19 protein-coding genes are annotated in these 21,597 nt (G+C 70.0%); 11 read left to right on the forward strand and 8 right to left on the reverse strand.

Annotated elements, in window-relative coordinates:
* From ACFVVM_RS06725 to ACFVVM_RS06735, 3 genes are read right to left on the reverse strand one after another with little or no spacing between them, the layout of a single operon-like run.
* The gene (locus tag ACFVVM_RS06725; protein WP_387613827.1) at nt 1–588 is read right to left on the reverse strand and encodes a DUF3090 domain-containing protein; all 588 of its coding nucleotides are present in this window, start codon (nt 586–588) and stop codon (nt 1–3) included.
* Between the two features lie 50 nt (nt 589–638).
* Entirely contained in the window at nt 639–1,355 is a 717-nt protein-coding gene (locus ACFVVM_RS06730; RefSeq protein WP_387613830.1) for a histidine phosphatase family protein, read from the reverse strand.
* Nucleotides 1,356–1,387: 32 nt separating this feature from the next.
* Nucleotides 1,388–2,329: an undecaprenyl-diphosphate phosphatase gene (locus tag ACFVVM_RS06735; protein ID WP_387616777.1), complete on the reverse strand. Its 942-nt coding sequence runs from the start codon at nt 2,327–2,329 to the stop codon at nt 1,388–1,390.
* Nucleotides 2,330–2,556: 227 nt separating this feature from the next.
* Here ACFVVM_RS06735 and ACFVVM_RS06740 point away from each other — a divergent pair, with 227 nt between their 5' ends.
* The 5 genes from ACFVVM_RS06740 to ACFVVM_RS06760 all read left to right on the forward strand — a co-directional run bounded on the left by ACFVVM_RS06740 (nt 2,557) and on the right by ACFVVM_RS06760 (nt 7,817).
* Nucleotides 2,557–3,534 (forward strand): aldo/keto reductase, encoded by a 978-nt coding sequence (locus ACFVVM_RS06740; protein WP_387613833.1) that lies wholly within the window; start codon nt 2,557–2,559, stop codon nt 3,532–3,534.
* 17 nt (nt 3,535–3,551) lie between these two features.
* Nucleotides 3,552–4,562: a hemin ABC transporter substrate-binding protein gene (locus tag ACFVVM_RS06745; RefSeq protein ID WP_387613836.1), complete on the forward strand. Its 1,011-nt coding sequence runs from the start codon at nt 3,552–3,554 to the stop codon at nt 4,560–4,562.
* The gene (locus tag ACFVVM_RS06750; RefSeq protein WP_387613839.1) at nt 4,559–5,680 is read left to right on the forward strand and encodes a FecCD family ABC transporter permease; all 1,122 of its coding nucleotides are present in this window, start codon (nt 4,559–4,561) and stop codon (nt 5,678–5,680) included. Before ACFVVM_RS06745 ends, ACFVVM_RS06750 begins: the two co-directional genes overlap by 4 nt.
* A complete protein-coding gene (locus ACFVVM_RS06755) occupies nt 5,677–6,546 on the forward strand; it encodes a heme ABC transporter ATP-binding protein (RefSeq protein WP_387613841.1) in 870 nt (289 codons plus the stop codon). The genes ACFVVM_RS06750 and ACFVVM_RS06755 overlap by 4 nt, the downstream gene beginning before the upstream one ends.
* 398 nt (nt 6,547–6,944) lie before the next feature.
* Entirely contained in the window at nt 6,945–7,817 is an 873-nt protein-coding gene (locus ACFVVM_RS06760) for an SDR family NAD(P)-dependent oxidoreductase (protein WP_387613844.1), read from the forward strand.
* A gap of 4 nt (nt 7,818–7,821) precedes the next feature.
* Here ACFVVM_RS06760 and ACFVVM_RS06765 read toward each other — a convergent pair whose 3' ends face one another.
* Nucleotides 7,822–9,408, reverse strand: coding sequence for an MFS transporter (locus tag ACFVVM_RS06765; RefSeq protein ID WP_387613846.1), 1,587 nt, complete (start codon nt 9,406–9,408; stop codon nt 7,822–7,824).
* A gap of 320 nt (nt 9,409–9,728) precedes the next feature.
* Between ACFVVM_RS06765 and ACFVVM_RS06770 the strand changes: the two genes are divergently transcribed.
* On the forward strand, nt 9,729–12,947 hold the full coding sequence (locus ACFVVM_RS06770; RefSeq protein ID WP_387613850.1) for a BTAD domain-containing putative transcriptional regulator: 3,219 nt from the start codon (nt 9,729–9,731) through the stop codon (nt 12,945–12,947).
* Here ACFVVM_RS06770 and ACFVVM_RS06775 read toward each other — a convergent pair.
* From ACFVVM_RS06775 to ACFVVM_RS06785, 3 genes are read right to left on the reverse strand one after another with little or no spacing between them, the layout of a single operon-like run.
* Nucleotides 12,934–15,030, reverse strand: a complete 2,097-nt coding sequence (locus tag ACFVVM_RS06775; RefSeq protein ID WP_387613852.1) for an MMPL family transporter — start codon at nt 15,028–15,030, stop codon at nt 12,934–12,936. The genes ACFVVM_RS06770 and ACFVVM_RS06775 overlap by 14 nt on opposite strands.
* A gap of 2 nt (nt 15,031–15,032) precedes the next feature.
* Nucleotides 15,033–15,566, reverse strand: a complete 534-nt coding sequence (locus tag ACFVVM_RS06780; RefSeq protein WP_387613855.1) for a hypothetical protein — start codon at nt 15,564–15,566, stop codon at nt 15,033–15,035.
* 6 nt (nt 15,567–15,572) lie between these two features.
* Complete coding sequence (locus tag ACFVVM_RS06785; protein ID WP_387613858.1) at nt 15,573–15,929, reverse strand: hypothetical protein; 357 nt, start codon at nt 15,927–15,929, stop codon at nt 15,573–15,575.
* Nucleotides 15,930–16,094: 165 nt separating this feature from the next.
* Here ACFVVM_RS06785 and ACFVVM_RS06790 point away from each other — a divergent pair, with 165 nt between their 5' ends.
* From ACFVVM_RS06790 to ACFVVM_RS06800, 3 genes are read left to right on the forward strand one after another with little or no spacing between them, the layout of a single operon-like run.
* Nucleotides 16,095–17,105: a YncE family protein gene (locus ACFVVM_RS06790; protein WP_387613861.1), complete on the forward strand. Its 1,011-nt coding sequence runs from the start codon at nt 16,095–16,097 to the stop codon at nt 17,103–17,105.
* Complete coding sequence (locus tag ACFVVM_RS06795) at nt 17,105–17,359, forward strand: DUF5703 family protein (RefSeq protein WP_387613863.1); 255 nt, start codon at nt 17,105–17,107, stop codon at nt 17,357–17,359. The genes ACFVVM_RS06790 and ACFVVM_RS06795 overlap by 1 nt, the downstream gene beginning before the upstream one ends.
* Nucleotides 17,360–17,366: 7 nt before the next feature.
* Entirely contained in the window at nt 17,367–18,446 is a 1,080-nt protein-coding gene (locus ACFVVM_RS06800; RefSeq protein WP_387613866.1) for a quinone-dependent dihydroorotate dehydrogenase, read from the forward strand.
* Nucleotides 18,447–18,451: 5 nt separating this feature from the next.
* Here ACFVVM_RS06800 and ACFVVM_RS06805 read toward each other — a convergent pair whose 3' ends face one another.
* Nucleotides 18,452–18,844 carry a hypothetical protein gene (locus ACFVVM_RS06805; RefSeq protein ID WP_387613868.1) on the reverse strand — a complete coding sequence of 131 codons (393 nt, stop codon included), beginning with the start codon at nt 18,842–18,844 and terminating at the stop codon, nt 18,452–18,454.
* Nucleotides 18,845–19,199: 355 nt separating this feature from the next.
* On the opposite strand from ACFVVM_RS06805, the gene ACFVVM_RS06810 reads away from it, so the two are divergent.
* Nucleotides 19,200–20,699: a carbohydrate kinase family protein gene (locus ACFVVM_RS06810; RefSeq protein ID WP_387616779.1), complete on the forward strand. Its 1,500-nt coding sequence runs from the start codon at nt 19,200–19,202 to the stop codon at nt 20,697–20,699.
* Between the two features lie 99 nt (nt 20,700–20,798).
* Nucleotides 20,799–21,548 (forward strand): GTP cyclohydrolase II, encoded by a 750-nt coding sequence (locus tag ACFVVM_RS06815; protein WP_387613870.1) that lies wholly within the window; start codon nt 20,799–20,801, stop codon nt 21,546–21,548.
* The last annotated feature ends 49 nt before the right edge of the window (nt 21,549–21,597 follow it).

Below are 21,597 nucleotides of genomic sequence, written 5' to 3' on the forward strand. Positions count from 1 at the left end.
TCACTCCTCTTCGAGCTCGGCCGCGCCGAAGATCTCGCCGCGCTTGTACCCGTTGGTGCGCACACACATGTGCCCGCGCGCCGACAGCGGCTCCCCACACAGCGGACACGGCGGACGGCCCGCCGCGATCACCCGCGCCGACCGCAACGCGAACTCCCGCGCCTGGATCGGGGTCAGGAACACCCGGACCGCGTCGGGGCCCTCGTCGGTGTCGTCGAGCACCACCGATTCGTCGACCTCGGTCTCGGTGATCGCCAGCAGTTCCACCACCACGGCATTGGCGTCGGCGTCCCAGCCCAGACCCATGGTGCCGACCCGGAATTCGGTGTCTATGGGGGTGACCAGTGGCGCCACATCGTGCACGTCCTCACCCTCGGGCGGCACCTCGGCGTTGAAGCGGCGCGCCACCTCGTCGAGCAGCAGGCCCATCCGGTCGGCGAGCACCTTCACCTGCTGCTTCTCCAGCAGCACGCTGACCACGCGCGGTTCCTGCACGGCCTGCAGGTAGAACGAACGATCGCCCGGCTCGCCCACGGTCCCGGCGACGAAACGATCGGGGGTGCGGAATACATGGATTGCGCGTGACACATGCACCTCCTGATACGTGACCCTGATCGACACACACGAACACCCTCCCTCTAAGGAGAATCGCGGTGCCTCGCATTCCCATTATCCGCGCTCGCGGCCCCCGGCACCTCTCCACCGGGCGTCGCCGACGCGGGTGCGGCGGCGGCCAGCGCGGACAGATCGGCGCCGGTGTCGTTGAACTTCCACACCGCCGGTCCATGCGTGGTGTAGCGCACGACGCTGATCGAGGCGGGCTCCACCGCGATCCGCTGGAAACTGTCCAGATGCAGGCCGAGCGCGTCGGCCAGGATCGATTTGATGACATCTCCGTGCGCGCACGCCAGCCACAGCACATCCCGGCCCGCGCGCTCGGACAGCGTCCGTTCGATCTCGCGCACCGCGGCCACCGCCCGCTGCTGCACCTGCGCGAGCCCTTCCCCGCCGGGGAACACCGCACCGGAGGCGTGCCGCTGCACGACCTGCCACAGCGGCTCGCTCAGCAGCTCGGTGATCGGACGGCCCGTCCAGTCGCCGTAGTCGACCTCGATCAGCCGCTCGTCGCAGTCCGGTTCCAGTCCGAGCTTGTCGGCCAGCGGCGCCACGGTGCGCTGACAGCGCAGCAGCGGCGAACTGGCGATGTGCTCGATCGGCAGCGTCGCGAGCCGGTCGGCGACCGCGGCCGCCTGTTCGGTCCCGCGTTCGGTCAGCTCGACTCCGGGTGCGCGGCCCGCCAGGGTGCGCGCCGTGTTGGAGGTGGACACTCCGTGCCGGAGCAGGATCACCGTCATGAGACCAGCCTAGCCATCAGTGCGCACCGCGCTCAGGTCGCCGAGACGACGCCCGCGGCGAGCAGGCCCATCACGATCAGGCCGACGATGATCCGGTAGCCCACGAACCAGTACATCGAATGGTTGCTGACGAACTTCAACAGCCAGGCGATCGAGGCGTAGCCGACGACGAACGCCAGGATCGTGGCGACCAGCAACTGCGGGCCACTGGCATTGAGGCCCTCACCGGCCGGTTCGAACGCGTCGGGCAGGCTGAACAGCCCCGACGCCGTGACCGCCGGAATGGCCAGCAGGAACGAGAACCGGACCGCGGCCTCACGCTTCAACCCGAGGAACAGGCCCGCGGAGGAGGTGGCGCCGGACCGGGAGACACCCGGAATCAGCGCCAGGCACTGCGCCAGACCCATGACCAGCCCGTCGCGAGTGGTCAGCTTCTCGATCGGCCGCGTCTTGCTGCCGTAGTACTCACCGGCGGCGATCACGAGCGCGAACGCGATCAGCATGAACGACACCAGCCACAGGTTGCGGGCACCGGTACGGATCTCGTCCTTGAACAGGAAACCGACCACGCCGATCGGGATGGTGGCGATGATCACGTACCAGCCGATGCGATAGTCCAGCTCGCGCTGCGAATCGCGTTCGTGGGCGTCGCGGGCGCTGCGATCCATCACCGGCAGCTTCGTGGTGACCCGGTCACCGACGGCGACCTCACGCTGCGAACGTTCCCGCCAGCGCATGGCGAGCGTGGTGAACCAGGCGATGACGATGCGTTTGATGTCCTTGGCGAAGTACACCAGGACCGCGAGCTCGGTGCCGAGCTGGGTGACGGCGGTGAACGAAGCGCCCGCGTCGTCACCGAAGAACACGCCCGACACGATCCGCAGGTGTCCGGAGGAGGAGATCGGCAGGAACTCGGTGAGCCCCTGCACCAGTCCGAGTATCAATGCCTGGAGCCAGGTCATCGACTCGCCCACCGCGTCCTCCTGCTGCCTCACGCCCGAAAGACCGCGTCCTCCTGGGCTTTTGCCTCACCTGCGGCCGATACCGGCCGCGATCACGCAGCGACCCTACCCGTCGCCGCCCACGACCGCCGCCCGCGACCGTGCGATCGGATTCACACCGGTGCGGCGACGGGTCGTCGGAGCAGGGCCGACGGGTGCGCCCATTAGGCTGTCGCCGTGACGAAAGCGCGGGCGCGGTGATGGAACAGCGGACGGTGGGACGCAGCGGCCTTCGGGTGTCGCGAATCGGCTTGGCGACCCATACCTGGGGGACACATACCGACGCCGACGAGGCATCGGTGCAGTTGACAGCGTTCACCGAGGCCGGTGGCACGCTCGTCGACCTCTCCCCCGTCTACGGCGACGGCGCGGCCCAGCGCATCCTCGCCGATCTGCTCGGCGACCTGGTCGCCCGTGACGATCTGGTGCTCAGCGGCAGCGCGGGCGTCGTGCTGCATCCGCCCGGTGCCGGCGTCGGCGACAGCGTGCCCGCCCCCGCGGCGACCGGCCCGGTGGTCGACGCCTCGCGCCGGACCCTGCTCAAACAACTCGACCGCACCCTGCTCGAACTGGGCACCGACCATCTCGACATCTGGAGCATCGCCGCCTGGGACCCCTACACCCCACTCGACGAGGTCGCCGCGACCCTCGAGACCGCGGTGCGCACCGGGCGCACCCGGTACGCGGGCGTGCGTGGCTTCGCGGCCTGGCAACTGGCCAGTCTCGCCGCGATCGCCCCGATCGCCGCCGCGCAGAGCCCGTACTCGCTGCTCGCGCGCGGTACCGAGAACGATGTGATTCCCGCCGCCCGCCATCACGGCGTCGGCATCATCGCCTCGGCGCCGCTGGCGGGCGGCATCCTGACCGGCAAGTACCGCAACGGTGTGCCCGCCGACTCGCGTGGTGCGGACGAGGCCACCGCGGCCGAGATCCGGCGCCGACTCGATGACGACCGCGCGACCAGGGTGGTCGACGCGCTGGTCACCGCCGCCGACGGACTCGGCACCTCGCCGCTGGCGGTCGCCCTCGCCTGGATTCGCGATCGCCCCGGGATCGCGAGCATGATCGTCGGCGCCCGCGACATCGGTCAGCTCACCGGCGTGCTGGCCGCCGAAACCCTCGAATTGCCGCGCGCGATCGCCGCGGCACTGGACGATGTGAGCGCCCGTTCCGAATGATGGCTAGCCTTACCTTCATGAAACTGCGTGGTGTGCTGACGGCGATGGTCGCGGTGACGGTACTGACCGGCGTCGTCGCCTGCACCGAAAGCAATCCTGCATCGACTGCAACGACCGGCCCCGCGACGGCACAGTTCACCGACCTGGACCCGGTCCCGGTCGGTCCCGCGCCGGCCCCGCGACTGCCGACGACCGTGCGGTCCTTCGACGGCACCGAGGTCACCGTCACCGACGCCTCCCGGATCATCGCCGTCGACCGCTACGGCACCATCGCCCAGACCGTGTGGGCGCTCGGACTCGGCGACAACCTCGTCGGCCGCAGCACCACGGCCGCGTTCCCCGCCGTCCTGCACGTACCGAACGTCGCGGGCGGCAACGGCGCCCTCAGCATCGAAGCGGTCCTCGCGCAGCGCCCGTCGGTCTTCCTCACCGACACCACCAGCACCACCCCGGCCGTCCGCGAACAGCTGCGCGCGGCCGGGGTCACCGTCGTCTACTTCGACCCGCAGCGCACCATGGACGGCGTGGTCCCGCAGATCGAAGCCGTCGCCGCCGCGCTCGGCGTGCCCGACGCGGGCAAACAGCTCGGGCAGCGCACCAACGACGAGATCGCCGCCGCCGTCGCCGCGGTCCCGAAGCAGGACCCGCAACCCAAGATCGCGTTCCTGTACCTGCGCAGCACCTCGATCACCATGATCGCCGGGCCCGGCTCCGGCGCCGATTCCCTCATCACCGCCATCGGCGGCGTCGACGCGGGCACCGCCGCCGGCGTGAGCGAGCCGTTCATCGCGATCACCAGCGAAGCGATGATCGCCGCCGCCCCCGACGTGCTGCTGGTCATGTCCGGCGGACTCAAATCGGTCGACGGCGTCGACGGGCTGGCGAAGATCCCCGGCATCGCCCAGACCCCGGCCGGGATCAACCGCCGCGTGGTCGACATGGACGACTCGGTGCTGCTCAGCTTCGGACCCAACACCGGCCGCGTCATCGCGGCCCTGTCCGCCGCCGTCTACGGCACCCCCTCATGAGCGAAGCACCAAACCTGACGAAAACCACGGACAAGCCGCGCATCAACGACGCGACACTCGACCCGCTGCCCCACATCCGGCACCGCAAGACCCGGGTCACCCTGGTGTTCGCCGGCGCGCTGGCGGCGCTGGTGATCCTGGCCATCGTGTCGGCGGTACTCGGGCAGGTCCCGACCACCGCCGCCGAGGTGCTGGGCAGCATCGCGCACAAGATCGGGCTCGATCTCGGACCGCTGCCCGCCCACCCCGCCGGTGAGGTCACGCTGTGGCAGGTCCGGTTCCCCCGGGTCGCGCTGGCGATCCTCGTCGGGGCCTCGCTGGCGACCGCGGGCGCGCTGCTGCAGGGCGTGTTCGCCAATCCGCTCGCCGAACCCGGCGTCATCGGGGTCTCGGCCGGTGCGGCGGTCGGTGCGGGCACCGTCATCGTGATCGGCGGCGCGTTCGTCGCGGCCTGGTCGATCGCGGCCGCCGCGTTCCTCGCCGGACTGATCACCACCACCCTCGTCTACGTGCTGTCGCGCTCGGGTGGGCGCACCGAGGTGGTCACCCTGATCCTCACCGGTGTCGCCATCAACGCCTTCGCCGGTGGCCTGATCGCCTTCCTGCTGTTCGTGGCCTCCCCCGCCGCGCGCGACCAGATCGTCTTCTGGCAGCTCGGCAGCCTCAACGGCGCCACCTGGCCGTCGGTGGCGATCGTCGCGTCCCTGGCCTCGATCGGAATCATGGCGGCCGTGGCCATCGCACCACGGTTGGATCTGCTGTCCCTCGGCGATTCCGCGGCCAGGCATCTCGGCATCGATGTCGAGCGCCTGCGCCGTCAGGTGATCGTGATGGTCGCCGTACTGACCGCGGCCGGGGTGGCGTTCAGCGGCATCATCCTGTTCGTCGGGCTGATCGTGCCCCATCTGGTGCGCATGCTCGTCGGCCCGGGGCATCGGGTGCTCGTCCCGCTCAGCGCGATCGTCGGCGCCGTCGTCCTGCTCGGTGCCGACGTCGCCGCCCGCACGCTCGTACACAACGCCGATCTGCCGCTGGGCATGCTCACCTCGCTGATCGGCGGGCCGTTCTTCTTCTGGCTGCTGCGCCGCGCCAGGGCGAGGGCAGGAGGCTGGGGATGACCGACACCGGAACCAGACGGCGGGCACCCGCCTCGTGGCGGTCGCTCTTCGCGCGTACCCCCGATGTCCCGGCACGACCGGACCTCGGCACCGTCACACTCCGCGCCGCGGACCTGACCGTGCGCCGTGGCAGCCGGACCGTGCTGGCCGATGTCGACTTCCAGGTCGCGGCCGGTGAGATCGTCGCCCTGGTCGGCCCGAACGGGGCGGGCAAATCGAGCCTGCTGGCCGCCCTCGCCGGTGAGCTCGAACCCACCGCGGGCACCGTGAAGCTCGAAGGCCACGCGCTCTCGCACTGGACGCACGCCGACATGGCCCGCCGCCGTGCCGTACTCCCCCAGGCGCACAGCGTCGGCTTCCCGTTCACCGCGCGCGAGGTCGTCGCCATGGGACGCTCGCCCTGGCTGCACACCCCGGCGGCTGCCCGCGACGACGAGCTCATCGACGCCGCTCTCGACGCCACCGATGTCGCTCACCTGGCCGCCCGGATCTTCCCCACGCTGTCCGGCGGTGAACGCGCCCGGGTCGCGCTGGCCCGCGTCCTGGCGCAGGACACCGCCACGGTGCTGCTCGACGAGCCCACCGCCGCGCTCGACATCGGTCACCAGGAAGCCGTCCTGCGCCTGGCCGCCGCCCGGGCCGCCGAGGGTGCCGCGGTGGTCGTGGTCGTCCACGATCTCGGCGTCGCCGCGGCCTATGCCGACCGCGTCACCGTCCTGGACGCCGGTCGGGTCGCCGCCGACGGCCCACCTCGCGACGTCCTCACCCATGAGTTGCTCACCGACATCTACCGGCACCCGGTCGACGTCTTCGATCACCCCACCACCGGTGCCCAACTCGTTCTGCCGGAACGCCCCAAAGCCTGATCACCCGGCTCACGGGGGTTGCCCCAACCCCCGCCCGTCCTTGTTGGTTTTGAAGCTGACGCCTTCGGGTTGGCGATGTTGGAGGAATGAGAAATCATTGTTAGATGCGCATATCTGATTATCACTATTAATTACCGCTACTCGCAACCGTCCTGACCCATTCACCCCCAGGGCACCGGCTACCCCGACCGCCACCAATCCGCCAGCACGGCACAGCTCACTGCCCGCGCCGCAAAGGGTCGGCAAGGCACCCCTCCCCCACTTCCCCAGGGTCCCCGCATCGCCATAACTAGACGCAACGTCTCGTCTTGACAATCTCCCGAATCGGCGCAATGATCTATTCGTGAACGAGACGCAGCGTCTCGGTTCAGAAGTGAAGAAGGCGAAAGGAATCTCCATTGACCAGAACCTGGTTCATCACCGGCGCCAACCGCGGCCTCGGCCGGGCGTTCACCGTGGCGGCGCTCGCTGTCGGCGACACCGTGGTCGCGACCGCCCGCGATCCGCACACCATGTCCGACCTCGCCGATGAACGACTCACGGTGCTGCCGCTGGACGTGCGTGACCGCGAGCAGGTAACCGCCACGGTGGCCAAGGCATTCGACGTCACCGGGCGCATCGACGTCCTCGTCAACAATGCCGGTTACGGTCTCGTGGGTGCGATCGAGGAGCTGACCGAAGCACAGATCCGGGACCAGATGGACACCAACTTCTATGGCGCGCTGTGGGTCTCCCAGGCCGCACTCCCCCACCTGCGTGCTCAGGGCTCGGGCCACATCGTGCAGATCTCGACGGTCGGCGCGGTCGGGTCGCTGCCGCTGTTCGGCCTGTACAACGCCAGCAAGTGGGCGCTCGAAGGCTTCAGCGCCTCTCTCGCCGACGAAGTGCGGCCCTTCGGTATCAAGGTCACCCTCGCCCAGATGGGCGGCTTCGACACCGACTGGGCCAAGTCGAGCATGCAGTTCGCACCGGGCATCCCGGCCTATTCCGCCACCCGCGAGGCGATCCTCGGAATGCCGGAATACCCGGACGCCTCGGCCCAGCCCTCGGTCGAGGCGCCGACCGAATCGACTGCCGAGAACGCCGCCGAGAACGCCTGGATCGAGCCTGCGCCGGAGGTTGCCGCCGTGGGCCTGCTCGCGCTCGTCGACGACCCGAACCCGCCGCTGCGCAAGATCATCGGTCCCGGCGCCCATCAGATGGTCGCCATGGCCCTGGACGCGCGCCGCCAGGACTACCTCGCGGACCCCGAGTTCACCTGGCCGAGCTGACCGGTCAGCTGGTCGGCTTCCCGAGGCTCATCCCGGATTCCGCACCCGGGGAACCGGATTCGTCATGGTCGTCGTCTCGATCCGAGGGGACGACCAGCAGCACCAGGCCGACGATGCACGCCACGAGCGCCGTCCCGAGGTAGCCCGCGGTGGCGAATCCGGCGGTGAAGGCGGTGCGGGCGGTGTCGACCAGCTCGGCGCCGACCTCGGCGGGCAACGCGCGTGCTGCCGCCTCCGCAGCGGCCACACCCTCGTTCGCGGCCGACGCGGCATCGGCGGGTACGCCGGCGGGGAGGTCGTCAGCCATCCGGGACCGAAAGACGGCGGCGACCAGTGTGCCGGTGAGCGCGACGCCGATGCCGACACCCATTTCTCCGGCAGTCTCCGTGATCGCCGCGGCCGAACCGGCGCGCTCGGGTGGCGCGGAACTCACCACCAGGTCGGTGCCGAGCACCCCGGTCGGCGTATTGCCGAGCACAGCGAGCGACACACAGACCAGCAGGAAGGGCAGCGCCGTATCGACTTCGAGAAAGGTGAGCGCGAGACAGCCGGCCGCGGCCAGCGTCCCCGCACCGGCCAGCAGGGCACGGCGCCCGAACTGTCGCGCCAGGCGGGGTGTGAGCAGCGAGGCGAGGACCGAGACCGCGGCGATCGGGATCATCCACAGACCCGCGGCCAACGCCGAGATACCGCGCACGAGTTGGAGATATTGCGGCACGAGGAAGAACACCCCATTGATCGCGATCGTGCCGAGCAGCATCAGCGCGACCGCGCCGACGAACACCCGCCGCGTGAACAGCGAGACGTCGAGCATCGGATCGGACAGGCGGCGCTGCCTGCGCACGAACAGCACACCGGCGCACGCACCGAGGGCCAGCGCGAGCATTGACGAGGCCGAGATACCGTTCGCCACCGACTCTTTGAAGCCGTAGACCAGCGGCAGCATCGTCGCCAGGGAAAGCGCCGAGCTGGGCAGGTCGATCCATCCGCCCGCGCCCTGTCCCCGATGCTCGGGCAGCAGGATCGGCCCCAGCGCGACGAGCAGCCCCATGACGGGCACCGCGAGCAGGAACACCGATCCCCACCAGAACAGCTCCAGCATCACCCCGCCGACCACCGGGCCGACCGCGACCCCGGCGGAGAACACCGTCATCCAGACCGCGATGGCGAACCGGCGCTGATGCGGATCGACGAACATGGTGCTGATCAGGGCCAAGGTCGACGGCATCAGGGTCGCGCCCGCGACGCCGAGTAGCGCCCGCGCGGCGATCAGCAGTTCCGCCGAGGGCGCGAAGGCGGCGAGGATCGACGCGGCCGCGAAGGCGGCACCGCCGATCAGCAGGAGCCTGCGCCGCCCGATCCGGTCACCGAGCGACCCCATGGTGACGAGGAAGCCCGCGATCAGGAACCCGTAGATGTCCAGGATCCACAGCTGCTGGACGGCCGTCGGCGCGAGGTCGGCGGTCAGCTGCGGCGCGGCCAGGTACAGGACGCTCACGTCGAAGGCCAGGACAAGCAGCGGCAGCGTGAGCAGTGCCAGTCCGCACCATTCCCGTCGGCCTGCTTTCGGCGCGAATTCCGGGGCGGTCATCGGCGGGCCGCCGATCGCCACGGGTGATGACCGCTGCCGACGGTGACTGCGAGCGGTTTCCGATCCTCCGACATGACGGCTCCTACCGAGTTGTCGTCTGCGCGACCTGTCTTCGGTCACGCGGTCCGATCATCGGCCGCACCGGTTCGGATCCACTGCGGATGCGCCTCGGGTCCACCTCGGCCTGATGGATGACGTGCCACCGGTCGCGACTGAACCACCGCCCCGCGGCCCGTGGCGGTCTCGGCAGAGGCTCCCGAGGTGTTCGGTGTCGTACGAGGTAGGTCGAAATGGCGCCCACCTCCGGTAACGTCGGTTCCGTGCGGTTCGGGGTCCTTGGCGCGATCGAAGTGCGTACCGAGCGCGGCGATCCGGTGCGGGTGCCAGAGCTCAAGGTTCGGCTACTCCTCGCCCACCTGCTGCTGCGCGGTGGTGAACCGATATCGGCCGATCAGCTCACCGACCAGCTGTGGGGCGAACAACCACCCTCCGATCCCAGGGGCGCGCTGCAGGCGAAGGTCTCCCAGCTACGGCGCGCGCTCGGCGATGCGGAACCGAACGGACGCGACCTGGTGGTGACCGATCCGGCGGGCTACCGGTTACGCCTGGGGGAGCTCGCGCTCGATTCCGACCGCTTCACCGACCTCCTGAGCCGGGCGCGCGCGGAGTCCACCCCGCGGGCCAGGGTGTCGCTGCTCGACGAGGCACTCGCCCTGTGGCGGGGCCCGGCGTTCGCGGACGTGGCCGAGGCACCGGCCGCGCAACCCGTGATCGGCCGACTCACCGAGCAGCGCCTCACCGCGCTCGAGGATCGCGCCGAGGCGCTGCTGGAACTGGGTGAGCATCTGACCGTCGCCGGTGAACTCGCACAGCTCGCGGCCGAACATCCCCTGCGAGAACGACTGCGGGCCACGCAGATGCGCGCGCTGTACCGGTCGGGCCGGGCCAACGAAGCGCTGACGGTCTTCGACGAGCTGCGGCGCCGACTACGCACCGAACTCGGCGCCGATCCCGGTCCGGAGCTGGCCGACCTGCATCGGGACCTGCTCGAGCACAGTCCCCGGCTGCGCCCACCGGTCACCGAACCGGCCCGGCCTCGGGTAGCCCTGCCCACTCCCCTGACCGAACTGATCGGTCGCGCAGCGGATTCGGCTCGGGTACGTGCACTGTTCGACCGCCATCGGCTGGTCACACTGACCGGTATCGGCGGCGTCGGCAAGACCAGGCTCGCGCTGGCGGTGGCGCTCGAACTCGATGGCCGTCGGCGCGATGGTGCCCGCTTCGTCGAACTGGATCGGTTGCCGACCACCGGGACCGAAAGCGGTGCGGCAGCGGTCGCCGCCGTCGCCGAAGTCATCTGCGCGGCGGTCGGGGTGAAGGCAGTCGCGAGCGCGGCCGCCGCGCCCACCGCGGATCCCGTCGCGATGCTCACCGAGTTCGCGCGCGACTTCCACGGCGTGCTCGTGCTGGACAACTGTGAGCACGTGATCGGCTCGGTGGCGACGCTGGTGGCTGGGCTGCTCGCCGCGGCACCGGCGGCGAGCGTGCTCGCGACCAGCCGGGAACCCCTCTCGCTCGCCGGTGAGGCGCTACATCCGGTACCACCGCTCCCGGCGGACGGTTCGGCGGTCGAGTTGTTCGCCGCACGCGCCGTGGCGGCCGATCCGGACTTCGTCCTCGACGCGAGCACCGAAGCCGACGTCCGCACGATCTGCCTGCGCCTGGACGGGATCCCACTGGCACTGGAACTCGCCGCGGCCAGTGTGCGTTCGCTCGGCGTGGCCGAATTGTCCGCTCGGCTCGACGACCGGTTCCGGGTGCTCTCGGCACGCCGACCCGGCGTACCGGCCCGCCAGCAGACCCTGCGCGCCACGATCGACTGGAGCTGGGCACTACTGACCGAATCCGAACGCATTGTGTTGCGCAGGTTTTCGGTCTTCGCCGGTGGAACGACCATGGCGGCGGCCGAGTACGTCTGCGGCGACGTCGATGATCGGGCCCCGGCGCGGCACCCCGATCGTCGGAGCCGACGCGGCGAAGTGGCGCCGGGCCCGGCCACGCACCAGGCCGGTGCGGAGGTCGGAGTGGCCGAAGTGATCGCCGGATTGGTCGACCGGTCACTGGTGGTGCGCGGATCCGACAGACGGTTCCGGATGCTCGAATCGGTGTCCGCCTACGCCGCCGAGCGGCTGGCGGACGCGGGCGAGGCCGAGCGGATCCGAGGCCGCCATGTCGAGTTCCACCTGACGCTCGCCGAGTCCGCCGACGTACATCTGCGCAGCCAGGAGCAGCGCGCATGGCTGGCCGCGCTCGATGCCGAGGACCCGAACATGCGCGCCGCGCTGTGTGCCGCCTCGGCCGACCAGGGATTGCGGCTGGTGTCCGCGCTGTCCTGGTACTGGTTCCTGCGGGGCAGACCGGGAATCGCGATCGACGCCGCCGACGCGGTACTGGCCGAACCCGGCGGCGACGACCACCTGCGTGCCGAGGTGCGCGTGTGGCGCACCGGTCTCGCGCTGTGGTCGCGCGCCGAGACAGCAGCCGCCGATCACGGTGCCGCCGCCCTCGCCGCGGTGTCACCGGACAGTCCGCACCGGGCCCGCGCGCACTGGTTGATGTCGTTCGCACACTGGGGTTTCGGGGATGTGGCGGTGCCGCTCGCGTGGGCGGAGACCGCGCTGGCGGGTTTCCGCGCGGCCGGCGACGACTGGGGATCGGCGGCCGTGCTGGCGATCCGCGCGTCCTATGCCCTGCTGCGCGACGACCTGGACGGCGCCAGGCGCGACGCGCACCGCGCCGACGAGTTGTTCACCGCCCTCGGCGATCGGTGGGGCCGGGTGCAGGCGCTGGACACCTTGGCGGGGGTCGCCGAGGTCGCCGGGGAGTACGGCGAGGCCATCCGGCGGCAAACCACCGGACTGCGCATGGCCGAGGATCTGGCGCTGTGGCCCGAAATCGCGGGCAGACTGTCGGGTCTGGGCCGGGTGGTCATGCTGACCGGCGATCTGGACGCCTCCACCGACCTGCACGAGCGGGCCCGGCGCCTGGCGCTGGACCAGGGCAATATCGCCCTGGTCGGCTTCGCGGAGTTCGGGCTGGCGCTCACCGCCCGCCGACGCGGCGATCTCGACACCGCTGAACGCATCCTGCTGACCTGGCTCACCGAAGACCACCCGAAGTCCTTCGCCGCCCTCACCCCGCTGGCCGAACTCGGTTTCCTCGCCGACATGCGTGGTGACGGCCCGGCGGCACACGAGAAGCATGCCGAAGCTCACCGCCTCGCGCTGGCCACGGGCGCGGCCCCACGCGCACTCGCACTCACCCTGGAAGGGCTCGCGGGCGCCCACTCACTGCTCGGCGAACCCGCCACGGCGGCTCGCCTCCTCGGCGCCGCCGATGCCGCCCGCCGCACGGTGGGCGCCCCGCTCCCCCCGGCGGAACGCTTCGACGTCGATCGGATCACCGCCAGGGCCCGCACGGCACTCGGTGCGAGCGCCTTCGACGTCGAATACGCCGAAGGCGCGGCTACTTCCAGATGATCTTCAGCAGGGCCGGCGTGAGCACCATGCGGATGATGGTGGCATCGATGATCAGGGCCACGATCATGCCGTAGGCGATGTATTTCATCAGGACCAGATCGGAGAAGCCGAACGCGCCGGTCACCACGATCAGGATCGCCGCGGCAGAGGTGATCACGCCGCCCGTATGGGCGACGCCGTAGCGGATCGACTCGGGCGCGTCGGCTCCGGCGGCGCGCTTCTCCGCGATCCGGGACAGCAGGAACACCTCATAGTCGGTGGACAAGCCGAAGATCACGGTGACGATCAGCGCCACCACCGCGAACATCAGTGGCCCCGGTGTGAACGCGAAGAGCTCCGATCCGTGTCCCTGCACGAAGATCCAGGTCAGCACGCCCAGCGTCGACACCAGGCTCAGCGCGCTCATCGCCACGGCCTTCACCGCCAGGATCACCGACCGGAACGCCACGATCATCAAGGCCAGTGCCGCCGCGATCAGAATCGCCAGCAGCAGCGGGAGCCCGTCGATCAGGCCGTTGATGCTGTCGCGTTCGAGCGCGGGGATGCCGGCGACCATGATCTGCACGCCCGGTGGTTCCGGGAGGTCACGCAGCGCGTCGATCACCCGGTCGGCGTCGCGTTTGTCGTCGAGTCCGGCCGAGAGGACGTTGACGTCGTTCTTCGTCGGCGCGGCGGGCTCGAAGCGGCCGGTGAGACCGGGGATCTGATTGGCCTCGTACCGGATGTCGCCGAGTTGCTGTGGGGAGGCCCCGACCACGACCAGCTTCAACGGTTCGGTACGGAACCCCGGGAACAGGTGGTCGAAGTCCTCCTGCGCCACCCGCGCCGGGTTGTCGGCGGCGAGGTATTTCTCGCTGATCCCGCCGAACTCGATGTGGCGCAACGGAATACTCAGCGCGAGCAGACCCAGCACGATCGGGATGACCACCGCCCACGGCCGTCGCATCGCCCACTGCGCGAGCCGGGAGAAGAACCCGGCATCGATCTGCGCCTCGGTCTTGCTGCGGGAGAACCGTTTCCAGCCCAGCCAGTCGATCCGCCGCCCGACGATGCTCAGCGCGGCGGGCAGCGCGGTCACCGACAGCAGCGCCGCCAGCATGACCGCCGAGATGCCGCCATAGGGCACCGAGCGCAGGACACCGTTCGGGAAGATGAACAGCGCGCCGAGGCTGATCGCGATGATGCCCGCCGAGAACAGCACCGTGCGGCCCGCGGTGGCGACAGTGCGGGCGGTCGCCTCCTCCACACTGCGACCCGCCGCCAGTTCCTCCCGGAATCTGGTCACCGTGAACAGCCCGTAGTCGATCGCCAGACCCAGCGCGACCAACGTCATCACCGCCGCGGCGAACACGTTGACCTCGATGTGGGCGGTGAGCACCCGCAGGATCCCGGACGTGCCGAGAATCGTGAGCCCGCCGATCAGCACTGGCAGCAGGGCGCCGATCAACCCGCCGAACACGAAGTACAGCAGCACGGCCACGATCGGCAGCGCGATCATCTCGGCACGCCGGATGTCGTGCTGCATGCCGATGTTGATGCCCTCGACGACCGGCTGCAGGCCGGCCAGCTGCACCGTCGTCCCGCCGGGCCCGGCGCCGGGCACACCGGCGTTCAGGTGCGGTTTCAGCGCCAGATAGTTCTCCACCGTCGCGGTACCGCCGCCCCCGGCCAGCCCGATGCTGGCGAAGGCATGCTCTTTGCTCGCGTCCGAGGCGTTCGCCGAGAAGGGGCTGTCCCAGTAGCTGTCGATCTTGTGGATGCGCTCGCCGTGGTCGGCGCGCAACTCCTCGAGCGCCGCCATGACCGGCCCGCGCACACCGGCATCGTCGACGGTGGTGCCCGGCGGGGCGGTGTAGATGACGATCAGGTCGCCGTCGGTGTCGCGGCCGAAGGTGTCGTCGGCCAGTTTCGACGCCGCCACCGACTGGCTGCTCTCGTCGAACCAGCCCTCCTGGGTGTAGCGACCGGCCAGGTCACGGCCGAACCAGCCCGAGACCAGCACGGTGAACACGAACAGGCCGAGCACCAGGAAGCGGTGGCGGTGGACGAACCGGCCCCACCGCATCGATCGCGATTCCCGCATGCTCAGCCGCAGGCGGCGGTGCGGTAGTCGGCCGAGCGCAGGATGCCGCACAGATCGGTGCGCGAGATCTTCCACTTCCCGTCGAGCAGCACGAAATGCACGATCGTGGTGCGGATATTGGTACCCGAACCGTCCTTGTCCAGGCGCATGGTGGCGGTCAGGGTGCCGTCACGGTTGTCGAAGACCGGGTCGACGACCCCGTAGACCGCGTGCGGATTGTCCCGCAGCGCCTTGTACATGTCGGGGATGGCGTCGGAGAACGCGGCACCGTCCTCGATCAGGTCGGTGCGCTCGACATCGGGCAGGTTCGGGTCGAGCGCACTCTTGATCTGCGCGTCGAGTTCGGCGGCGGTCGGCAGCGGCACATTGGCCTTGCTGGCCGAGACCGCGACCGAGGAGGCGAGGGAGGCGTTGGCCGAGGACCGTGCGGCGTCGACCGAGGCCTCGTCGGCACCACCACCGCAGGCGGTGAGGACGACGAGGGCCGTGAGGCAGGCGGTGGCCGCAGCGGCCCTGGCGAAAAGTGTGGAAGACATCACCATCTACATACCATCAATGACGGCACTGATCCGGCCCAGGATGCCGCGCACGGTCGTGGTGTCCCTGCTCGCGGCCGCCGGAACCGGGGTCGCGTCGGGCAGCAGATCGCGGACGAAGGCGGCGACGCTGCGTTCGTCACCGAGGTCGATATCGGTCACCTGGGCCTGCGCCTGGGCCACCACGTCCTCGGCTTCGGGCACGGCATCGCCCAGGTCGGCGCGGTAGATCTCCACGGTGAGGGTGGCACGGCGGGTGCGGAAGGCGAAGGGGTGACCGTCGTCGGTGGTGCCGAAGCCGTGGGCGAACGGACCGACCGAGATGTCGTCGATACCGAAACCCACTGGTGTCCGGTCGGTCATCGTTCGGATCTCCTGCCGCTGCCTGGCGATCAATTGTCGACGCGTCAACAGTAACCTGTGGTACCGACGGTCCCGACGCGCCCACCCGGTCGGAGCTACCGGTGAGTCATCATGGTCAGATGGTGATCAGCGGTCATCTCGTGCGGAGTTAAAGGAGTTCGGTGCATGCGCCCTCGCGGCTCGGTCGCCTCAGCGTTGGTCGGCGTGGCGGCACTGGTGGTGCTGACCGGATGCTCCGGTGAGGACAGCGGCCCCAATGTGCCGACGAGGGAACCGGCCACCGCGGCCGTCTCCCCCGCGACCACCGTCGCACCCGCGGGGCAGGTCTATCCGGCCGCCGCGACGAAAGCGCTGCTCGCCGAACGCGAGACCGGTCGCCTGGCCGCGCTCGACCCCGCGGGGACCGCGCTGACCCTGACCGATCCGGCCGCAGTCACCGATGCGCGCACGGTCACCCTGCCCGCCGCGGGCGTCGCGCTCGCCCAGGGCCTGCCCGGCGAAGTCCTCGTCGCCGCCCCGAACCGGGTGTTGCGCATCGACGCCATCAGCGGCACGGTCACCGAGACCCCGGTCGACGGCGACGTGCAGAGCGTGCAAACCCGCAGCGACGGCACCCTCATCGTCGGCACCGCCGACGGCACGGTCCGCGAACTGAACACCGACGGCAGCGTCGCGCGCACCATCACCGGCCTGGTCTCGGTCGACGCGATCGCGCTGACCGGCGACGACATCACCGTGCTCGACCGCAAGCAGACCGCCGTCGTCGGCGTGCGCGAGGACGCGCTCGGCCTGATGCTGCGTGCCGGTGACGGCGCCGTCAACGCCCTGTCCGACACGCAGGGCCGCATCATCGTCACCGACACCGCGGGCGGGGAACTGCTGGTCTACACGGCCGGTCCGCTCGTCCTGCGGCAGCGTTTCCCGGTAGCATCATCGCCTTACGCGCTCGCCTACGATCCGCGCTCGGACACGGTGTGGGTGACCTGCACGCAGACCAACGAGGTCCTCGGCTACGACCTGTCGACCGGGATCGGCGTCGAGGTGGGACGGTTCCCGACCCTGCGCCAGCCCGACGCGGTGACCGTCGATGAACGCACCGGCGACCTGTTCGTGGCCTCGGCCACCGGCGATGGTCTGCAGCGGATCGGCGCGGACGAACGGAAGAGAGGGCAGTGATGGCAGCCAGATCTCACGGTTCGCGCTCGGCGGTTCCGCCGAGCTGGGAGACCAGCAACGACGACTACGAGTACGTGCCGCTGCGGCTGCCACCCGAGGTCACCCGGGTCACCGCATCGATGCGGCTGGCCATCCAGGCCGAATTCGGTGGCTGGGAGTTGTCGCGCGTGCGCGCCTACACCGACGGCAGCCGCCGGGTGTTGTTGCGCCGCCGCAAGAACGCCGTCCTGCCTGTGCCCGAACCCGGATTGTGAGCCGACCATGTACGCCCTGCTATTACGCCTGATGTTCCTGATCCCGCCGGAGCGGGTGCATCACCTGGTCTTCAGCGCCCTGCGCTTCGCCACCTGGTTCCCGCCGACCCGCTGGCTGGCCCGCAAGCTGACCGTCGCCGAGGATCCGATCCTGGCGACCACCGCGTTCGGTGTCGAGTTCCCCGCCCCGCTCGGCCTGGCCGCCGGTTTCGACAAGAACGCCGACGGCGCGAACGCCTGGGGCTCGCTGGGATTCGGTTTCGCCGAGATCGGCACCGTCACCGCGCACGCCCAGCCCGGCAATCCGGCCCCGCGCCTGTTCCGGCTGCCCGCCGACCACGGTCTGATCAACCGCATGGGATTCAACAACCACGGCGCCGCCGCGGCCGCGGCCCGACTACACGGCGCGCGTCCGAGCGTGCCGATCGGCGCGAACATCGGCAAGACCAAGGTCGTCGAACCCGAGGACGCCGCAGGCGATTACGCGACCAGCGCGCGGCTGCTCGGTCCGCTGGCCGATTTCGTCGTCGTCAACGTCTCCTCCCCCAATACGCCCGGTCTGCGCGATCTGCAGGCGGTCGAGTCGCTGCGCCCGATCCTGCAGGCCGTCCTCGACTCCGTCTCGGTGCCGGTGCTGGTCAAAATCGCCCCCGACCTCTCCGACGACGACATCGACGCCGTGGCCGATCTCGCGGTCGAACTGGGTCTGGCCGGCATTGTGGCCACCAACACCACCATCCGGCGCACCGGCCTGCGGACTCCCGCCGCCGAGGTCGAGTCGATGGGCGCGGGCGGGCTGTCCGGCGCCCCGGTCGCCGAGCGATCCCTCGAAGTCCTGCGCCGCCTCTACGCCCGCGTCGGTGACCAGGTCGTGCTGATCTCGGTGGGCGGCATCGAAACCCCCGAGCAGGCCTGGCAGCGCATTCTCGCCGGTGCCACCCTGCTGCAGGGCTACACCGGCTTCATCTACGGCGGACCCTTCTGGACCACCCGCATTCATCGCGGCATCGCCGCCAACCTGCGCGCGGGCGGCTTCGCCTCCCTGGCCGACGCGGTCGGCGCCGAGCACCGCACGCACTCGGCCTGAGGTTCTCAGCCCAGTACTACGCGCCGGGTCGCGTCGGGATGCGCGAACAGCCAGGTCGCGGTGCGCGGCCGACCCGTCGGCCGGGGCCGGGCCACCTCCTCGGGGTCGGCGTCGAGACGATCGAGCATCCGGATGAACAGCTGGCCCGCGGCCTGCGTCCAGGCGATGCCGAGCGCGGCCGCGCAGAACTCGATCTGGGCGTGGGCTCGCTTGTCGTGCACGGCGTTCAGGTCGCTGAGCAGCTCGTCGAGCTGCATTCCGGCGAAGGCCTGCTTGCGGGTGAGGGTGCGGCCGGGCAGCCAGCTGAGCTGCCAGACCTCGGGGTCGGCGCCGGTGCGCACGGCGTATTCGGGGGTGCGCGTGCTGCGCATGTCGTCCGGGGTGAGGTGAATGGTCATCGGATTCTCCGATTCCACGAAGGGGAGCCGCTGCTCCCGGTTCCTGGGATGCGGAACGCCGCACGGCTGAGCGTGTCGCGTTCGGCAAGCGCATCGGCGGTGGCGCCTTCTGCACCTAGAGCCCGCCGGATACGGGGCGAACTCGTCGCGTAGGGGAATCAGACGGTGTCCGGCGGACGAGCCGGAAGTCGTCTGCACCAGACTTCCCGGGCCGGTCTGGTGGGCGAGGGTTTCGCCAATTCCAGTGTGGCATTTGCCCTTCACTGCGGTCAATTGCCGTTGTAAATTGGTAATTGCCCGAGGAGCCGGTGGATAAACCACCTTCGTCCGACTTTTGGAGGTCGATCGCGTGCCGATGGTTCCGCAGGACCCACGGACCGACGTCGTGCGCGGCATCCTCGCGCGGCTGGGCAAGTTCGCCGGGCTCAGCGCAGATCGACTGCGCCACACCGAGATCGACGTGGACTCGCTGCTCGACCTGCCGGTCATCGCCCGCTACGCCGAACGCACCGGCGTTCCGCGCGAAGACGCGATCCTGCCGGTGCTGCGCGACCAGGCGCGGCAATTGCCACCGGCGGAGCTGCTCATCGTCGACGCGATCCTCGCCCTGGGCCTGCTGCGCGACGGCACGGCGACCGAGATCGACCCCGATCAGCTCTACGCCGCCGTCCTCGGCGCCCGCCGTGACTATCTCGCCCAACACTGGGCGGCGCTGCACGCCGAGATCGGCGCCGTGCCCGAGATCGAGGCGCCCACGGTCAAACGCCTGCGCACCTACTCCGAACACGCGGCGCTCACCGCACTGGCCGCCGCGCTGAGCGCCGATCCGCGCGGTGGTGCGCACCCACCGGTGCCGCCCGCGCCGCCCTCGTCGCCGCGCGGGGGGACCGTCACCGTCGTGGGTGACGCGGTGATCGACCACATCTACGAAGTCGAGAGCTTCCCCGCCGACCAGTCCCCGGTCGAGGCCAGCTTCGTCGGCGCGCCCGGGGGCAAGGGCCTCAATCGCGCGGTGGCCGCCGCGGTTCTCGGCCTCGATGTCCGGCTGATCTCGGCCATCGGCAAGGACGCCGACGGCGCACGGGTGCTGAAGGTGCTCAGCGACAGCGGTGTACGCACCGATCTGGTCCGTGTCGTGCCGGACGCGCCGACCCTGGTCACCGCCGTCATCCGGAACCGAAGTGGCGAGGTGCGCCTGATCGGTTGCCATGATCCACGAGTCCAATTGCGCGAGGACGACCTGCGCAGGCCCGATATCCGCGCCGCGCTGGCGTCGGCCGCCGTCGTCATCCTCACCTTCGAGCGGTCCTCGATCGTCGAGCAGGTGCTGGCATTGATCCGCGAACTGCCCGACCGGCCACGGGTCATCGTCTGTCCCACGCCGAGTATGGCTGTGCCACAGGGGCTTTACCGGTATCTGGATGTCATCGACTACCTGATCGGCAGCACGGTCGAACTCGATGCCCTGCTTCCCGAAGTCGACACCGACTCCCCCGCCGACACCGCCCTGCGCCTGCGCGGGCTCGGCGTTTCCACCGTGTGCGCCGTCGACGGCTTCCAGTGCACGGCGTATTCCGACGACGGTGGCATCGTCATCGATCGCTTCCCCCAGGTCCTCAAGGCCTCGGCGGGTGCCGCCGCCGCGTTCGCGGGCGCGCTCGCCTTCCGCGTCGTGCAGGCCGAAGGCCCGCTCACCGCAGCCGATTTCGAGTTCGCCACCGCCGCGATGGTCCCGACGCAGAAGCTCGTGGCGTTCTCCGATTCGCTGCCGCCGCGCGCCGAGATCGAACGGATCGTCGCGCTGCACGCGCCCGAGGACGGCGACACTCGTAACATCACCGCGACAGGCAGTTGATGTGTCCGGCATCGGACCCGGAGTAGAGTCGCGCCGTTGCCCCGCCCATACGGTCCTCGCAGCGGGTTCGCCCGGTGCGCAACATTCTCGGAGGAGCGCTTGACGATCATCGAGTCCGTCCAGGTCACGCCAGGTGCGGCGACCGGACGAGGCGCAGACGATCTCCGCCCGGAACACCTGTTCAGCCGCAACGGCGAACAGATCGGCGTGCAGGTGCACACCATTGACGACCCCACCGACGGTGGCTACGTCCTGGTCTTCGGCGAGCCCGGCCCCAAGCCGCTGGTCCGCGTGCACTCGCGCTGTCTCTACGGTGACGCGCTCGGCTCCGACGACTGCGACTGCGGCCCGGAGCTGGCCCGGTCGATGGACCTGATCCAGGCCGAGGGTGCCGGTGTCCTGGTCTACCTCGAGCAGGAGGGGCGCGGCGCCGGCCTGATCTGGAAGGCGATCGGCTACCGGACCAGTGAGCGTTTCGACATCGACACCTTCGACAGCTACGAGCGCCTCGGCCTCGAGCCCGATACCCGCCGCTACGAACTCGTCGCCAAGGCCCTGCTCGACCTCGGGCTGCATCAGGTGCGCCTGCTGACCAACAATCCCGACAAGGTCCGCGCGCTGACCGAGCAGGGCATCGCCGTCGAGGTGATCCCGCTGGCGATCCGGCTCGACACCGAGCGGGGACGCCGCTATCTCGACGCCAAAGTGCGCCGTCGCAAGCACATGATCCCCCGTGATTTCGCGCCGTGGGCGCCGCAGGAGACCCTCGCCCCGGCCGCCGAAACACCCCCTGTGGCGCCGGATCGGCCGTGGTGGCGCAGGTGGCCGCGTTTCGGCGGTCGACGGTAACCACCGCCACAATCCCGTATGTCCGGTTACGATGAGTGAGCCGCGCCAC

This window comes from Nocardia sp. NPDC058176 (assembly GCF_042883805.1).
Taxonomy (GTDB): Bacteria; Actinomycetota; Actinomycetes; order Mycobacteriales; family Mycobacteriaceae; genus Nocardia.

Bases quoted from the DNA above. Each gene is read 5' to 3' on its own strand.
- ACFVVM_RS06755 (WP_387613841.1), top strand. From the start codon at position 5,677: ATGACCGACACCGGAACCAGACGGCGGGCACCCGCCTCGTGGCGGTCG.
- ACFVVM_RS06730 (WP_387613830.1), bottom strand. From the start codon at position 1,355: ATGACGGTGATCCTGCTCCGGCACGGAGTGTCCACCTCCAACACGGCG.
- ACFVVM_RS06800 (WP_387613866.1), top strand. From the start codon at position 17,367: ATGTACGCCCTGCTATTACGCCTGATGTTCCTGATCCCGCCGGAGCGG.
- ACFVVM_RS06750 (WP_387613839.1), top strand. From the start codon at position 4,559: ATGAGCGAAGCACCAAACCTGACGAAAACCACGGACAAGCCGCGCATC.
- ACFVVM_RS06740 (WP_387613833.1), top strand. From the start codon at position 2,557: ATGGAACAGCGGACGGTGGGACGCAGCGGCCTTCGGGTGTCGCGAATC.
- ACFVVM_RS06795 (WP_387613863.1), top strand. From the start codon at position 17,105: ATGGCAGCCAGATCTCACGGTTCGCGCTCGGCGGTTCCGCCGAGCTGG.
- ACFVVM_RS06785 (WP_387613858.1), bottom strand. From the start codon at position 15,929: ATGACCGACCGGACACCAGTGGGTTTCGGTATCGACGACATCTCGGTC.
- ACFVVM_RS06805 (WP_387613868.1), bottom strand. From the start codon at position 18,844: ATGACCATTCACCTCACCCCGGACGACATGCGCAGCACGCGCACCCCC.
- ACFVVM_RS06765 (WP_387613846.1), bottom strand. From the start codon at position 9,408: ATGACCGCCCCGGAATTCGCGCCGAAAGCAGGCCGACGGGAATGGTGC.
- ACFVVM_RS06810 (WP_387616779.1), top strand. From the start codon at position 19,200: ATGGTTCCGCAGGACCCACGGACCGACGTCGTGCGCGGCATCCTCGCG.
- ACFVVM_RS06790 (WP_387613861.1), top strand. From the start codon at position 16,095: ATGCGCCCTCGCGGCTCGGTCGCCTCAGCGTTGGTCGGCGTGGCGGCA.
- ACFVVM_RS06780 (WP_387613855.1), bottom strand. From the start codon at position 15,566: ATGTCTTCCACACTTTTCGCCAGGGCCGCTGCGGCCACCGCCTGCCTC.
- ACFVVM_RS06775 (WP_387613852.1), bottom strand. From the start codon at position 15,030: ATGCGGGAATCGCGATCGATGCGGTGGGGCCGGTTCGTCCACCGCCAC.
- ACFVVM_RS06745 (WP_387613836.1), top strand. From the start codon at position 3,552: ATGAAACTGCGTGGTGTGCTGACGGCGATGGTCGCGGTGACGGTACTG.